Origin of the sequence: Dankookia rubra, assembly GCF_004355005.1 — a bacterium.
In the GTDB taxonomy this organism is placed as follows: domain Bacteria; phylum Pseudomonadota; class Alphaproteobacteria; order Acetobacterales; family Acetobacteraceae; genus Paracraurococcus; species Paracraurococcus ruber_A.
This window is the reverse complement of record NZ_SMSJ01000026.1, coordinates 1-13,508: the sequence shown is the minus strand read 5'-3', so window position 1 is coordinate 13,508 and position 13,508 is coordinate 1. Positions and strand designations below refer to the sequence as shown.

The window sequence follows — 13,508 nt, the reverse complement described above, 5'->3', positions numbered from 1 at the left end:
TTGGCCCGCCGATCACACGGGAGGCAGGCATGGCGGAGCCGATGAAGCTGGCGGCGGATGGCGTCGCACCGACGCAATTCGAGATCCCGGGGTCGCGCGGCGATTTCCGCATCCAGATCCTGAATGAGGACACCTCGCGCGGCGTGGTCACCAGCATCGTCCACATTCCCGCCGGCGGCTTCATCCCGGCGCATTTCCACGAGGCCGGGCCGGAGATGCACTACGTGCTCAGCGGCGACCTGGTGGAGCGCGGCGAGCGGCTCGGCCCCGGTGCCTTCCTGACCCAGGCGGCCGGCGTGGTGCATGGCCCGCATGAGAGCCAGGACGGCTGCCAGGTGCTGACGGTGCAGTCCTGGCAGTCCCGCGACGGGCAATTCGACTTCCATATCGCCGAGGGCGAGGCGGGATCGTCCGGCCAGCCGGCGAAGCCGCAGGACAGCCAGCAGGACATGCAGGCCCGTGCCCCGGCCGGCGAGGGCGGCGAGACCGGCGCGGCCATCGCCAGCGAGGGCCTGCCCGGCCAGGACGACGGCGGCAAGCCCGAGGCGCGCAAGGCGACGGAGGAAAGCCTCGGCCGCGGCTACGGCTGAAGCCCGCGCCCCCCGGCCCGCCGCAGCACCGCGCAGAGCCGGGAGAAGCCCAGCCAGAAGGCGCCGTGCCCCGGCGCATCCTCGGGCGCCGCGCCCTGGCTCGTCCCCGGGCGCGGCTCGCCGCGGCGCAGCAGGCCGAGCCGTGCCTCGAACCGGCCGCGCATGTTCTCGAGGAAGGCATCGCTGCTGCCGAGATACTGCTCGATCAGCTCGGTGGCGATCTCGATCTCGAAGCCCGGCCGCCCGGCCAGGGTGAAGCGCTTCAGCGTCCGGCTGTCCTCGGCCAGGGCGAGGTGCAGCCGGTGCAGGTCCGCCAGGTGCCGGGCGATCCGCAGCCGCGTCTCGCGGGCCTCATCGGCGAGGGTATCGGTGTCCGCCATCCTCCGTGCGCCTTCTCCGGGCCATCGAGGATGCGGCGTCGGCCCTGAAGCCGCGGTTAACGTCCCTGCCCCGCGCGGTAGGCCGCCCAGTCCGCATCGCTCCATTCCAGCATCGCGTCGCTGCCCGACCGCGCGCCGCCGAGGTAGCGCTTGCCGCCATCGATCACCACCGCCTCCCCGGTGATGTAGCCGGCCATGTCGGAGACGAGGAAGGCGGCGAGCTCGGCCAGCTCCGCATGCTCGCCGACGCGGCGCAGCGGGATGCCGCGCTCGACCGCGCCCATGCCCTCGGTCCGCAGCCGCGCGGTGGCATCGGGGGTGGGGAAGTTGCCGGGCGCGATCGCCACCAGCCGGATGCCCCGCGGCCCCCATTCCACCGCCAGCGACTTGGTCATTGCCAGCACGCCCGCCTTGGCCATGGCGGAGGGCACGGTGAAGGCGCCGCCCTGCAGCGCCGAGAGCGTCAGGACCGACAGCACCGTGCCGCCGCGCCCGGCCTCGATCCAGCGCCGCCCGCAGCCCAGCGTGCACCAGGCGCTGCCCTTCAGCACGATGTCGAGCACCGCATCGACGGCGCGCGGCGAGAGCCGGTGCGACTGCGCCAGGAAATTCCCCGCCGCGTTGTTGACCAGCACGTCGAGCGGCGCGCGCGCCCAGATGCGGTCCAGCATCGCTTCCACCGCCGCATGGTCGCGCACGTCGCAGCGCTCGGCCGTCGCCGCGGGGCCGAGTTCGGCCGCCGCCGCGGCAAGCACCTCCGCGCGCCGGCCGCAGATGGTGACCTGCGCGCCGAGCTCGACGAAGCGCCGCGCCATGCTGCGGCCGAGCCCGGTGCCGCCGCCGGTGACGAGGACATGGCGGCCGGCCAGCGTATCGGGGCTGAGCACCGGCGTCAGCCCCCGAGCGCCACCTGGCCCGGCCGCGGCGCCCCGCCGAGCGCCTCGGCGATATGGTCGCGCACCTCCGGGATGCGGCGGTAGTACTGGTGGGTGAAATCGATCTCCTGCTCCGCCACGCGGTCCTGCACGCCGCTGCAATCGACGAGGCAGAAGCGGTCCGCCGGCAGGGCGGCGGCGTCCGGCGGCCCCTTCTCGCCCAGCCTCTGGATGCTGTTCACCGCCTCGCTCACCATGAGGATCTGGTCGCCCCCGCTGACATAGACGCTGGTGCGGTCGGCGAGCCGCGGCATCTGCTCCAGCCAGGGCGGCGTGTGGCCGGCGAAGGCGAAGTCGCTGTCGGCGGCGGCCAGCACCGCCTCGTCGAAGCGCATCTCCGGATTCTGCCCGCTGGTGTTCCAGCCGGCGAAGGCGCCTTCCAGCGCGACATGGCCCATGCTGTGCGCCAGCAGGAAGACCTTGCGGCCCTGGGCGCGCACCTGCCGCACCAGCGGCGCCAGCCGATCGAGCGTCCGCGCCAGGTCGCGGCCGGAGCTGCGGGCATTGCTCTGGTCCAGCTTGTAGCGGTTGGCCAGCGGGCTGCGCAGCTCCCGGTTCAGCGCGAAGCCGAGCAGCGAGAGCAGCACGGTGGCGGCACCGGGGACGACGTCCCGTCCGTCCACGACGCGGCCCGCGGAAGGCCAGGTGAAGGCGATGACGGTGCAGTCTGCTTCCGGCACGCCGGAGGCGGCGAACCATTCGCGGTTGAAGGCGGCGCGGGTGATCGCGTCCGAGAAGCTGTTGGCGAAGCCGTGCACGAAGAACAGCAGGTTCTTCCCGCTGCCGAGGATGTCGGCCAGCGTCGTGGCGCTGAACATGTCCGGCGTCACGTCGGTGACCTCCTCGACCTGACGCTGTCCGAGCGTCGCCGGGTCGGGCGTGACGTTGCTGACGAAGGCGACGCCGCAGGACAGAGTCCGGCCTTCCATGCCGACCATCAGCGGGCTGAAGGCCTCGGCCGGCGACGCGCCGGCCGCCGCGGGCGCCCGGTTGGTGATGAAGTAGACGCTGGTGCGCATGTGCAGCCCCTTCCCGCTTCGGCGGCCGAGCTTACGGGGTCCCGCCCCGGGCGGCATGCACGACGGCTTGACCGGCCCCCTCGGCAGGGCGAGCCTGCCACGGAACGTCCGGAAGGAATAAGCGCCCATGTTGCCGCTGCAAGGCGTGAAGGTGCTCGAGATCGGCCAGAACCTCGCAGGCCCCTATGCCAGCGAGATCCTGGGCATGCTCGGCGCCGAGGTGGTGAAGATCGAGCGTCCCGAGGGCGACGACGCCCGCGGCTGGGGCCCGCCCTTCCATGCCGGCATCGCCTGCAGCTTCCACGCGGTGAACCGCAACAAGCGCAGCGTGGTGCTCGACCTGCGCGACAAGGCGGCGCTGGCCTGGCTGCGGGATTTCATGGCGACGCAGGACATCTTCATCCAGAACATGCGGCCGGGCTCGCTCGAGGCCTTCGGCCTCGGCGCCGAGGCGCTGCGGGCGCTGAATCCCCGGCTGATCTACTGCTCGCTGCATGCCTTCGGCGCGAAGGGCCCGCTGGCGATGCGGCCGGGCTACGAGCCGATCATGCAGGCCTTCGCCGGCATGTTCAGCGTCAACGGCTCGGCCGAGGCGCCGCCGGCGCGCGTGGGCATGCAGGTGCTCGACCTCGGCACCGGCGTCTGGGCGGCGCTCGGCTGCCTCGCCGCGCTGCAATTGCGTGGGCATACCGGGGCGGGCTGCATCGTCGACACCTCGCTGTTCGAGACCGGGCTCGGCTGGATGGCGCAGCATTTCGCCGGATTCAACGAAAGCGGGCGGCAGCCGCCGCGGCACCGCAGCGGCAACCCGAAGCTGATTGTCTTCCAGGCCTTCGACACGCAGGACGGGGAGATCGTGGTGGCCGCGGCGAACGACCGGCTCTTCGCCAAGTTCGCCGTGGCGCTCGGCCATCCCGAATGGGCCGGCGATGCGCGCTTCAGGACCAATGCCGACCGCATCGCCCACCGCGAGATCCTGCTGCCGCTGCTGGAAGCCGAGATGCTGAAGCGAACGAGCGAGGAGTGGAGCGAGGCGCTGGAAGCCGCCGGCATCCCCTGCTCGCCGATCCACGACCTGGCCGCGGTGAAGGCGCATCCGCAAACCGCCGCACTCCGGATCATGCAGCCGATGCCGGGCTATGCGCTGGAAGGCGTGGCGCTGCCGGTTTCCTTCGACGGCGACCGGCCGCCGGTCCGCACCGGCGCGCCGGCACTGGGCGAGGCGAATGCCGAGCTCGGCGCGCCTATTCCGGCTCGATCCCGGCCAGCCTGACGAAGCGGGCCCATTTCTCCCGCTCGATCCGCACCAGCGCGGCGATGCGCGGCAGGTCGAGGGCTTCCGGCACGAAGCCGAATTCCACCAGCCGGCTGCGGGCCGGCTCCGCCAGGATGGCGGCATTCACCAACGCGTTCAGCCGCTGCGCCACATCGGGCGGCGTGGCGGCCGGCACGGCAATGCCGAGGAAGCCGGTGAGGACGAAGTCCGGCCAGGTCTCCGACAGCGCCGGCAAGTCCGGCCAGCGGTCCCAGCGGCCCTGCCGGGTGATCGCCAGGGCGCGCACCTGGCCCTGCCGCAGCCAGGCGTCGCCTGCGGTGGTATCGGCGAAGATCAGGTCCAGCCGGCCCGCCAGCAGGTCGGCGAAGGCGGCGCCGATGGTGCGGTAGGGCACACCCTGCAGCCGCGTCCCGGCCATGACGTTGAGCAATTCGCCCGGCACGCGGGACGACGCGTTGAAATGGCCGAAGAAGATGCCGTCCGGCTTCGCCTTCGCCGCCGCGACCAGCGCCGCGACGTCGCGCCAGGGCGCATCGGCCCGGACCAGCAGGTAGGAGCCGTTCGAGCCGAAGAAGCCGACCGTGGCGAAGTCGCGCTCGGGGTCGTAGGGCAGGTCGCGCACGGTGCTCGGATTGGCGGAATGCGTGCTGGTGGTGGCCAGCAGCAGCGTATGGCCGTCCGCCGGCGCCTGCCTCACCGCCATGGTGCCGATGACGCCGTTGGCGCCCGGGCGGTTGTCCACCACCACGGCCTGGCCGGTGGTGTCCTCGACGTATTTCGCCACCAGCCGCGCGGTGATGTCGCCGGACCCGCCGGGGGCGAAGGGCACGATGATGCGCAGCGGCCGCGCCGGGAAGCCCTGGGCGCGGGCCGCGAGCGGCGCCAGCGTCGCGGCGAGGAGCGTCCGCCGCCGCATCAGGACGCTTGCTGGGCCGATTCAAGCCGCGGCGGCGCCGCGGCGTTCGGGCCGCCCGGCAACACCGCCGTCCCCGGCGCGAGGCGGGCCGGGATGCCGTCGTGCTCGCCGAAATCCTCCGCCAGCGGCCGGCGCGCATCAAAGGTCAGCCAGAGCCGCACCATCAGCCGGCGCTGCGCCGGGTCCTCCCAGTCCTCGAACTCGGTCCGCGCATGGGTGGTGACGTAGTTGTTGCAGAACTGCATGTCGCCGGGCTCGAGCATCATGTCGAGCCGCATGTCCTCCCGCGCGCTGAGGCTTGACATCAACTCCAGCGCCTCGCGCTCGGAGGCGGTCAGGGGAATGCCGCGGCGCTCGGCCCCGGTCTCGATCGGGTTGCGGATGAAGCGGCAGGAGATGACGCCGCGATGGTTGCTGAACACCGGGATCGGCCGCGGCGTGACGCCGTTCGGGTTGTCGGCGGCCTCGCGTTCGGAATAGTGGAAGCCCCTGTACAGGATGGGCAGGAGGTCCGGCCGGGTCCGCAGGATCTCGTTGTGCACCGCCATGGTGCTGACGACCGAGGACAGCCCGCCATGCTTCGCCCGTCGCTGGCAGAGCAGCCCGACCAGGTCGCAGCGGTCGGTGTGGAAGTCGAGCCGTGCCTTGGTCTGGTACCCCCGCGTATTGGCCGAGCCGTAGGTGCGGCCCTGGTCGAAGACATGCCCGAGCATCTCGCCATGCGAGTTCTGCGACACCGCGGTGCCGAGATGCGTCCCCAGCCCCCAGAAGATCGCCTCCCGCTCGGCCTCGTCGAAGCGGTTGGCCGGCAGGCCGCGAACGACGAAGAAGCCGCGGCCGCTGCGCGCCTGCTCGAGCCATTGCGCCAGCCGCGGGGCGAGGACCGGCAGCGGGAAGTCGGCCCGGGTGATGGCGGTGGTCGGGATGCCGCGCGCCTGCACCCCACGCAGTGCCGCGGCGAGGTCCTCGACCTCGGCCGTGGCCAGGGTGCTGATCCAGGCGGGATCGCTGGCGATCTCCGCGCCGCGCCAGGCGCTGGCATCGGTGACGGGGGCGTAATCGCTCATGCTGCGGCTTCCGGGCGTTTCCTGGCCCGAAGCTTCCGCCCGAACCCGGCCCCGCGCAACACCCCCTTCAAGCCGGGCGGGAAGGCTGGTTGAATGGCGGCAACGAAGCTCGAGGAGTGTCCGAGGATGACGTCCCATGCCGCGCTGCGGATCGCCCCGATCCGCGCCTCCGTCTCGGATGCCGAATGGCAGGCGCGCCTAGACCTCGCCGCCTGCTACCGGCTCTGCGAGGGCTATGGCATGTCCGACATGATCTACACCCATATCACCGCGCGGGTGCCGGACAGCCCGGCCCACTTCCTGATCAACCCGAACGGCATGCTGTTCGGCGAGATCACCGCCTCTTCCCTGCTGAAGGTCAGCGTCGACGGCGACGTCCTCTACAAGCCCGACCTGCCCTATGGCCTGCATCCCGCCGGCTTCACCATCCACAGCGCCATCTACCGCGCGCGGCCGGATGCGATGGCGGCGATGCACACGCACACCGTCGCCGGCATGGCGGTTTCCTCCCTCAAATGCGGGCTGCTGCCGCTGACCCAGACGGCGACGCGCTTCTACGGCCGCATCGCCTACCACGAATTCCGCGGGCCGGAGCGCGACCCCTCCGAGCGCGACGCGCTGGCGAAGACCATCGGCCCGCTGAACACCTGCATCCTGCGCAACCACGGCATGCTCACGCTCGGCGAAAGCGTGCCGGAAGCCTTCACCGCGATGTGGGGCCTGGAGCGCGCCTGCCAGGCGCAGCTCCAGGCGATGGCCTGCAACACCGAGCTCAATATGCCCTCGGACGAGGTCGTGGCGAAGTCCTGCGCCATGTACGACCCGCCGAACTCCCGCCGCTACGGGCTGCTGGAATGGCCGGGGCTGCTGCGGAAGCTCGACCTGGCCGATAGCTCCTGGCGGGATTGAGCGCGGTGGAGCGGCGCGCGCTGCTGGCCTCGCCCGCGCTGCTGCTCGCGGCGCGCAGCCGGGCCGAGGAAGCCTGGCCCGCCCGCCCCGTCCGCATCGTCATCCCCTTCGGCCCGGGCGGGCCGATCGACAATGTCGGCCGGCTGCTGGCCGAGTTGCTGCGCGACCGGCTCGGCCAGCCCTTTCTGATCGACAACCGCCCCGGCGCGGGCGGCAGCATCGGCATCCGCACGGTGATCCAGTCGCCGCCCGACGGCACGGTGCTGCTGCTGACCAGCGCCTCGCTCGCCTCGGTCCCGGCGCTCTATCCCGGACAGGGCCTGGATCCGCGCGCGGCGCTGACGCCGGTCAGCCTGGTGGCGGACATCCCGACCGCGATGGTGGTGCGCGCCGATGGGTCCTGGCGCAGCGTGCAAGACATCGTCGCGGCGGCGAAGGCGCGCCCGGCGACGCTGACCTATGGCAGCGGCGGCGCGGGATCGTCCAACCACCTCTCCGGCGCGCTCTTCGCCTCGGCGGCCGGCATCAGGCTGGAGCATATCTCCTATCGCGGCGCGGCGCCGGCGATGATCGCGCTGCTGGCCGGCGAGATCGACATGGTCTTCGCCAGCACGGTCGAGACGCTGCCGCACGTGCAGGCCGGCCGCGCCCGGCTGCTCGGCGTGGCGACGGAACGCCGCGTGCCGAGCCTGCCCGACACGCCGGCCATCGACGAGATCGTGCCCGGCTATGTCGCGCTGAACTGGTACGCGATCGCCGCGCCGCAGGGCCTGCCGGCGCTGGTCCTCGGGAAGCTGACGACGACGCTCGCCGCGCTGCGCGACCTGCCGGAGGTGCGCGCGCGCTTCGCCGCCGCCGGCACGGTGCCGCTGCTGACCGGGCCGGCGGCGCTGGAACGGCTGCTGGAAAGCGACGTGCCGAAATGGCAGCGGGTGGTGGCGGAAGCCGGCATCCGCGGGGAATAAGCAAGAACAACCGGAGAGACGTAGCATGAGCAAGACCGTGGGCCGCGTGCTGGCCGAAAGCCTGATCGCGCATGGCATCGACACCATCTGGATGGTGCCGGGCGAAAGCTTCCTCGGCCTGACCGACGCGCTGACCGAGACGCCCGAGGTCCGCCTCATCGTCTGCCGGCACGAGGGCGGCGCCGGCTTCATGGCCGTCGCCGATGGCCGCATGCAGGGCGGCCGCGCCGGCGTGCTGCTGGTCTCGCGCGGGCCCGGCCTGTCCAATGCCATGGTCGCGCTGCACACCGCCTACCACGACGCGACGCCGCTGGTCGTGCTCTGCGGCCAGGTGGAGCGGAAGGATTTCGGCCGGCTTGCATTGCAGGAGCAGAACTACTCGAAGCTGCTGTCGGACGTGACCAAGGGCGTCATCGAGGTGAACGAGGTGGTGCAGGCCTCCGAATCCATCGCCCGCGCCTTCCATCTGGCCGAGTCCGGCACGCCCGGTCCCGTCGCCGTCATCCTGCCCGAGGACATCTTCGACGAGCTGACCGAGGCGCCGCTGGCCAAGCCCCGCCCGCGCGTCTACGGCGGCCCGCGCGCCGAGGACCTCGACCGGCTCGCCGACATGCTGGCCAAGGCCGAGCGCCCGCTGGTCTGGGTCGGCGGCGCGCTGACCAATGCGGACGCGACGACGCTCGACGAACTGCGCCAGCTCGCGGAGCAGTGGGTACTGCCGGTCTCGCCGACGCATCGCCGGCCGCAGCTCTTCGATGCCGGGCATCCGAACTGCGGCGGCTACATGGGCATCCGCGTGCCGAAGCAGCTGATGGACGAGATGCGGCGCGCCGACCTGCTGGTGGCAATCGGCGAGCGCATCACCGACAGCGTCAGCCAGTCCTACAGCTTCCCCACCGCGCCCGACCCGCAGCTTCCCCTGGTCCAGGTCTGGCCCGACCCGAACGAGATCGGCCGCGTCTTCCGCCCCGACCTCGGCATCGCCGCCGAGCCCGCCGCGGTGATCCGCGCGCTGCTGCGGCGCGGCGCGCCGGCGGGCGCGGCGAAGCGCGCCGGCTGGGTCGCCGGGCTGAACGCGATCCATACGAAGCTGATGGCGCCGGACTGGGACAGCATGTCGGACGGCGTGAACTTCGCCGCGGTCTGCGTCGAGATCGGCAAGCACCTGGCACCGGACGCCGCGGTCACCTCGGATGCCGGCAATTTCTCCTCCTTCATCCACCGCTACATCGGCTTCCGGCCGGGGCAGAATTTCCTCTCCTCCGTCGTCGGCGCGATGGGCGCGGGGGTGCCGATGGCGGTGGCCGCCGCCATCCGCCGGCCGGGCAGGCAGGCCGTCGGCTTCTGCGGCGACGGCGGCGCGCTGATGAGCGGCAACGAGATCGCCACCGCCATGCAGTACGGTGCCGCGCCGATCCTGATCATCTCCGACAACAAGCGCTACGGCACCATCGGCATGCACCACGAGGTGCGCTACCCGAACCGCCCCTACGAGGCCGCGGTGAAGCTCACCAACCCCGACTTCGCCGCCTGGGGCCGGGTCTTCGGGGCGGAGGGCATCACCATCTCGACCGAGGCGGAGGTCGAGGGCGCCATCGCCCGCGCCTTCGCGGTGAAGGACCGCCCGGTTGTGGTGCATGTCCATACCTCGGCCGAGCAGATGAGCGCCTGGCGCCGCCGCGGCGCGCCGCGGGTGCACGGTTAGTGGATCGCCGGGCGGTGCTGGCGGCCGGGCTCGCCGCGCCCTTCGCGGCGCGCGCGCAAGCCTGGCCCGACCGGCCCGTGCGCATCGTCGTGCCCTATGCACCGGGCGGGCCGACCGACATCCTGGCGCGGTCGCTGGCCGCGGCGCTGGGCGAGGCCTGGCGCCAGCCGGTGGTGGTGGAGAACCGGCCCGGCGCCGGCAGCGCCATCGGAACCGAGGTTGTGGCACGCGCGCCCTCCGACGGCACCACCCTGCTGTTCGCCGCGACGGCGCATGTGATGAACCCGGCGCTGATGCCGCATCTGCCCTTCGACGCGGTGCGCGACTTCACCGCCATCCTCAACTGCGCCTTCCACCCGATGCTGCTGGTGGTGCATCCCTCGACCGGGATCTCTGGCCTGCCCGGCTTCATCGCCGCGGCCAGGGCGCGGCCGGGCGGGCTGACCATGGGCTCGGCCGGGGTCGGCAATGCCAGCCATCTCGCCATGGCGCTGTTTGCCTCCGTCGCCGGGATCGAGCTGACGCACGTACCCTTCAGCGGCGCGGCGCCGGCGCAAGCGGCGGTGCTCTCGGGCCAGGTGCAGGGCGGGTTCTTCAACTCCACCGTCGCCGTGCCGCAGATCCGCGACGGAAGGCTGCGCGGCATCGCCACCGCCGATGCGAAGCGCTGGCGCGAGGTGCCGGACCTGCCGACCCTGGCGGAGCTCGGCTATCCCGGGGCAGAGGCAGGGTCCTGGTACGGCGTGCTCGCCCCCGCCCGGTTGCCGCCGCCGCTGGTTGCCCGGCTGCACGCGGACATCCTGGCGGCGATGCGGCAGCCCGCGGTGCGGGAGCGGGTGATCGCCGCCGGGCTCGACCCGCTGGAGACCGGGCCGGCCGAATTCCAGGCGCAGCTCGCGGCCGAGGTCGGGAAATGGGACCGCGTGGTGAAGGCCGCCGGGATCAAGCCGGATTAGTCGCCGCCGGTCGCCGAAGGGCGCTGGCGAAGCCGAGCACCGCAGGCGTGAATCGGCGGCGCTACCACCTCAAGCCTCGACGAAGACCTCGCCGCCTTCGACCTTCACCCTGTAGGTCGCCACCGGCACCTCGGCCGGCTCGTTCAGCGCGGCGCCGGTGCGGATGTCGAAGCAGGCCTGGTGCAGCGGGCATTCCAGCTTGCCCTCCTCGCAGTAGCCGTCCGACAGCAGCGCATATTCGTGCGTGCAGACGTCGTTCACCGCGAAGATGCCGTCCTCCAGCTTCACGACGGCAACCTGCAGGTCGCCGATGCGGATGCCCAGCGGCATGTTCTCGGCGAGATCCGCCTCGGCGGCGACGCGGTGCCAGTCAGCCATGGATGCTTCCCCTTGTGCTGGGTTGGGAATTACCGCGTGCGGCCGCCGCTGTCGAACCCGTCAGGCCGCGAGGTTCTCGTTCGCCGGGGCGTGCTGGCGCTCGGCCCAGGCGGAGAAGGCGACGTATTCCACCGGGTCATGCGTGCAGAAGACAAGCACCTGGGAGTCTGCCTCATGCGCCAGCGTTCGGACGCGCCGCTGCTGGGCGCGGACCAGCGGGCCGGACCAGGCCATCGCGGCCTCGTAGGCGGCGCTGCCGGGCGGACAATGGGGCGGCTCGGCGAAGATCTCGGCGCGGTTGAAATAGGTGTCGCCGGCATGCAGCACCCAGCCGCGCGGCGTCTCGATGGCGACGCCGGCATGCCCCGCGGAATGCCCGGGCAACGGCACCAGGACGAATTCCTGCGGCAGCCCATCCAGCTTCATCACCGCGTCGAAGCCGTACCAGCGACCGCCCGGCCGGTCCGGGTAGGTACGCCAGCGCCGCGTGTCGCCCCATTGCACCGGACGGTAGCGGGTGCGGCCGAGCACGCCCTCCCGCGCATGCGCCGCGGCGGCCTCGGCCTCCATCAGGTGCACCGTCGCATGCGGGAAGTCGACCAGGCCGCCGGCATGGTCGAAGTCGAGATGCGTCATGATGATGTGCCGCACGTCGCTCGGGTGCAGGCCGATCCGCTTCATGTGCCGCAGCATCGTCCGGTCGGGGTCGTAGCGGAAGCGCAGCAGCGCGCTGTTGACGTAGGGCAGCCGCCCGCCAGGGCGCAGCATGTCGCGCATCCCGAGCCCGGTATCGACCAGCACCACGCCGTGCCGCGGCGTCTCGACGGCCAGGCAATGACAGGTCAGCCGGCCGATGGCGCCGGGGCTCGCGCCATCCATCAGCGCGCCGCCCAATGGCCGCGCCGGCCCGCAATCGAGATGATGGATGCGCATCGCCATCGTCGGTCCCTCCGTTTGCAGGGGGCCAACGGGTGGCGGCGGCGCGCGGTTTCAGCCGGGCAGCACCCAGTCGCGGAACAGCGCCAGGTCGATGTTGCCGCCGCAAAGGATGACGCCGGCGCGCTTTCCCCGCATCCGCCCGCGTTCCTGCAGCAGCGCCGCCAGGGGTGCGGCGCCGGCGCCCTCCGCCAGGTTGTGGGTGTCCTGCCAATAGGCGCGGATCGCCGCCGCCACTTCCGCATCCGTCACGGTGACGATGCGCGCGGCGCCGCGGCGGATGATCGCCAGCGCCGCCGGGTCCGGGATGCGCGTCGCCATGCCGTCGGCGCGGGTATGCGCGGTCGGCACCGTCACCACCGCGCCGGCGGCGAAGGAGAGCGCATAGGCCGGCGCCTCGGTGCTCTGCACGCCGACGACCTGGGTCTGCAACCCCAGCAGGTCGCGCGCCATGATGCAGCCGCAGATGCCGGACCCCAGCCCGATCGGCACGTAGAGCACCTCGAGCGGCGGCGCGGCACGGAGGAATTCCAGCGCATAGGTGGCGACGCCACGCACCAGGTCCGGCGCGAAGGAGGGCGCGAATTCCAACCCCTGCGCCTCGGCCAGTTGCATCGCATGCAGCCGCGCCGCGTCGAAATCCTCGCCGTGCTCGACCAGGGTCGCGCCCTGCGCCCGCATCGCCGCGTTCTTCTCGGCGCTGTTGCCGAAGGGGACCACGATCGTCACCGGCACGCCGTGCCGCGCGCCGGCATAGGCCAGGCTCTGGCCGTGGTTGCCGCGGGTCGCGCTGATCACGCCCCGCACCTCGGGCCGTTCGCGCTTCAGGCGCTCCATGTAGACCAGCCCGCCGCGCACCTTGAAGGCGCCGGTCGGCGTGTGGTTCTCGTGCTTCACCCAGACCTCGGCACCGCTGCGCGCCGCCAGCAGCGGCCAGGCGTATTGCGGCGTCGGCGGGAAGGCCTGGTGCACGAGTGCGGCGGCAGCCTCGAGCGCGGGCAGGTCGAACAAGCGGGCCTCCGGAACGGTGATGGGCGGCGGGCGTTGCCCTTGCCACCTCAGAGTGTAGCGAAAGGATCCCCTATGCCTATCACGGTGGACAGTAGCCAGTGGACCGGTGAGCAGGACGACGCGCCGATGGCCGGCCCCGTGGTCTGGGGCGAGTTCTCCGAAGCCGCGGAGGTCGACCGCGTCGCCGAGCGGCTGCAGGCGGAAAGCTGGTACCGCGAGTCCCTGGCGGCAGTGGCGCCGCAGGAAGCGCAGCCCGGTGCCGCCGACAACGAAAACCAGGTCGACGCGCCGGACGACAACCCGAAGGGCGCCGACCGGCGGAACCTGCGGCAGAACTTCGTCGGCATCGGCACGGCCGCGACCTCGATGGCGGCGGCGGGGATCGTGATCGCCACCGGCGGCGCGGCGCTGCCGGCGGTGGCCGCGGCGGCGGCGGCGGGCGGTGCGGCGCTCGCGGCCGGCGAG

Annotated in this window: 15 protein-coding genes; 7 read left to right on the top strand and 8 right to left on the bottom strand. The window is 72.2% G+C overall.

What is annotated here, in order from left to right; translation table 11 throughout:
- Window positions 1-29 precede the first annotated feature (29 nt).
- Window positions 30-590: a cupin domain-containing protein gene (locus E2C06_RS18430; protein WP_133290084.1), complete on the top strand. Its 561-nt coding sequence runs from the start codon at window positions 30-32 to the stop codon at window positions 588-590.
- Here the strand turns inward: E2C06_RS18430 and E2C06_RS18425 are convergent.
- The 3 genes from E2C06_RS18425 to E2C06_RS18415 are packed head-to-tail and all read right to left on the bottom strand — an operon-like array spanning window position 581 to window position 2,924.
- Entirely contained in the window at window positions 581-970 is a 390-nt protein-coding gene (locus E2C06_RS18425; RefSeq protein ID WP_133290083.1) for a hypothetical protein, read from the bottom strand. The two genes, E2C06_RS18430 and E2C06_RS18425, sit on opposite strands and share 10 nt — an antisense overlap.
- Before the next feature lie 56 nt (window positions 971-1,026).
- Complete coding sequence (locus tag E2C06_RS18420; protein ID WP_133290082.1) at window positions 1,027-1,857, bottom strand: SDR family oxidoreductase; 831 nt, start codon at window positions 1,855-1,857, stop codon at window positions 1,027-1,029.
- A 5-nt stretch (window positions 1,858-1,862) separates the two neighbouring features.
- Window positions 1,863-2,924, bottom strand: a complete 1,062-nt coding sequence (locus E2C06_RS18415) for an alpha/beta fold hydrolase (protein WP_165982479.1) — start codon at window positions 2,922-2,924, stop codon at window positions 1,863-1,865.
- Between the two features lie 127 nt (window positions 2,925-3,051).
- Between E2C06_RS18415 and E2C06_RS18410 the strand changes: the two genes are divergently transcribed.
- Complete coding sequence (locus E2C06_RS18410) at window positions 3,052-4,197, top strand: CaiB/BaiF CoA transferase family protein (RefSeq protein WP_133290080.1); 1,146 nt, start codon at window positions 3,052-3,054, stop codon at window positions 4,195-4,197.
- Here the strand turns inward: E2C06_RS18410 and E2C06_RS18405 are convergent.
- Both E2C06_RS18405 and E2C06_RS18400 read right to left on the bottom strand, forming a co-directional pair.
- Window positions 4,169-5,116 carry a Bug family tripartite tricarboxylate transporter substrate binding protein gene (locus tag E2C06_RS18405; RefSeq protein ID WP_133290079.1) on the bottom strand — a complete coding sequence of 316 codons (948 nt, stop codon included), beginning with the start codon at window positions 5,114-5,116 and terminating at the stop codon, window positions 4,169-4,171. The genes E2C06_RS18410 and E2C06_RS18405 overlap by 29 nt on opposite strands.
- The gene (locus E2C06_RS18400) at window positions 5,116-6,183 is read right to left on the bottom strand and encodes a TauD/TfdA family dioxygenase (RefSeq protein WP_165982478.1); all 1,068 of its coding nucleotides are present in this window, start codon (window positions 6,181-6,183) and stop codon (window positions 5,116-5,118) included. Before E2C06_RS18400 ends, E2C06_RS18405 begins: the two co-directional genes overlap by 1 nt.
- A 126-nt stretch (window positions 6,184-6,309) precedes the next feature.
- On the opposite strand from E2C06_RS18400, the gene E2C06_RS18395 reads away from it, so the two are divergent.
- The 4 genes from E2C06_RS18395 to E2C06_RS18380 are packed head-to-tail and all read left to right on the top strand — an operon-like array spanning window position 6,310 to window position 10,718.
- Window positions 6,310-7,092, top strand: a complete 783-nt coding sequence (locus E2C06_RS18395; protein ID WP_133290077.1) for a class II aldolase/adducin family protein — start codon at window positions 6,310-6,312, stop codon at window positions 7,090-7,092.
- A gap of 5 nt (window positions 7,093-7,097) precedes the next feature.
- The gene (locus E2C06_RS18390) at window positions 7,098-8,057 is read left to right on the top strand and encodes a Bug family tripartite tricarboxylate transporter substrate binding protein (protein WP_165982477.1); all 960 of its coding nucleotides are present in this window, start codon (window positions 7,098-7,100) and stop codon (window positions 8,055-8,057) included.
- A 25-nt stretch (window positions 8,058-8,082) separates the two neighbouring features.
- Entirely contained in the window at window positions 8,083-9,762 is a 1,680-nt protein-coding gene (locus E2C06_RS18385) for a thiamine pyrophosphate-dependent enzyme (protein WP_133290075.1), read from the top strand.
- Window positions 9,762-10,718: a tripartite tricarboxylate transporter substrate binding protein gene (locus tag E2C06_RS18380; RefSeq protein ID WP_165982476.1), complete on the top strand. Its 957-nt coding sequence runs from the start codon at window positions 9,762-9,764 to the stop codon at window positions 10,716-10,718. Before E2C06_RS18385 ends, E2C06_RS18380 begins: the two co-directional genes overlap by 1 nt.
- A gap of 69 nt (window positions 10,719-10,787) precedes the next feature.
- On the opposite strand, the gene E2C06_RS18375 is transcribed toward E2C06_RS18380, so the two are convergent.
- Genes E2C06_RS18375 through E2C06_RS18365 form a run of 3 tightly spaced genes read right to left on the bottom strand, consistent with a single transcriptional unit; the run spans window position 10,788 to window position 13,043 of the window.
- Window positions 10,788-11,096 carry a non-heme iron oxygenase ferredoxin subunit gene (locus E2C06_RS18375; RefSeq protein ID WP_133290074.1) on the bottom strand — a complete coding sequence of 103 codons (309 nt, stop codon included), beginning with the start codon at window positions 11,094-11,096 and terminating at the stop codon, window positions 10,788-10,790.
- 60 nt (window positions 11,097-11,156) lie between these two features.
- Window positions 11,157-12,035 carry an MBL fold metallo-hydrolase gene (locus E2C06_RS18370; protein WP_206664583.1) on the bottom strand — a complete coding sequence of 293 codons (879 nt, stop codon included), beginning with the start codon at window positions 12,033-12,035 and terminating at the stop codon, window positions 11,157-11,159.
- A 51-nt stretch (window positions 12,036-12,086) separates the two neighbouring features.
- Window positions 12,087-13,043: a threonine dehydratase gene (locus tag E2C06_RS18365; RefSeq protein WP_133290073.1), complete on the bottom strand. Its 957-nt coding sequence runs from the start codon at window positions 13,041-13,043 to the stop codon at window positions 12,087-12,089.
- Between the two features lie 72 nt (window positions 13,044-13,115).
- Here E2C06_RS18365 and E2C06_RS18360 point away from each other — a divergent pair.
- Window positions 13,116-13,508: hypothetical protein (locus tag E2C06_RS18360; RefSeq protein ID WP_133290072.1), on the top strand; the 393-nt coding region annotated here is incomplete at its 3' end.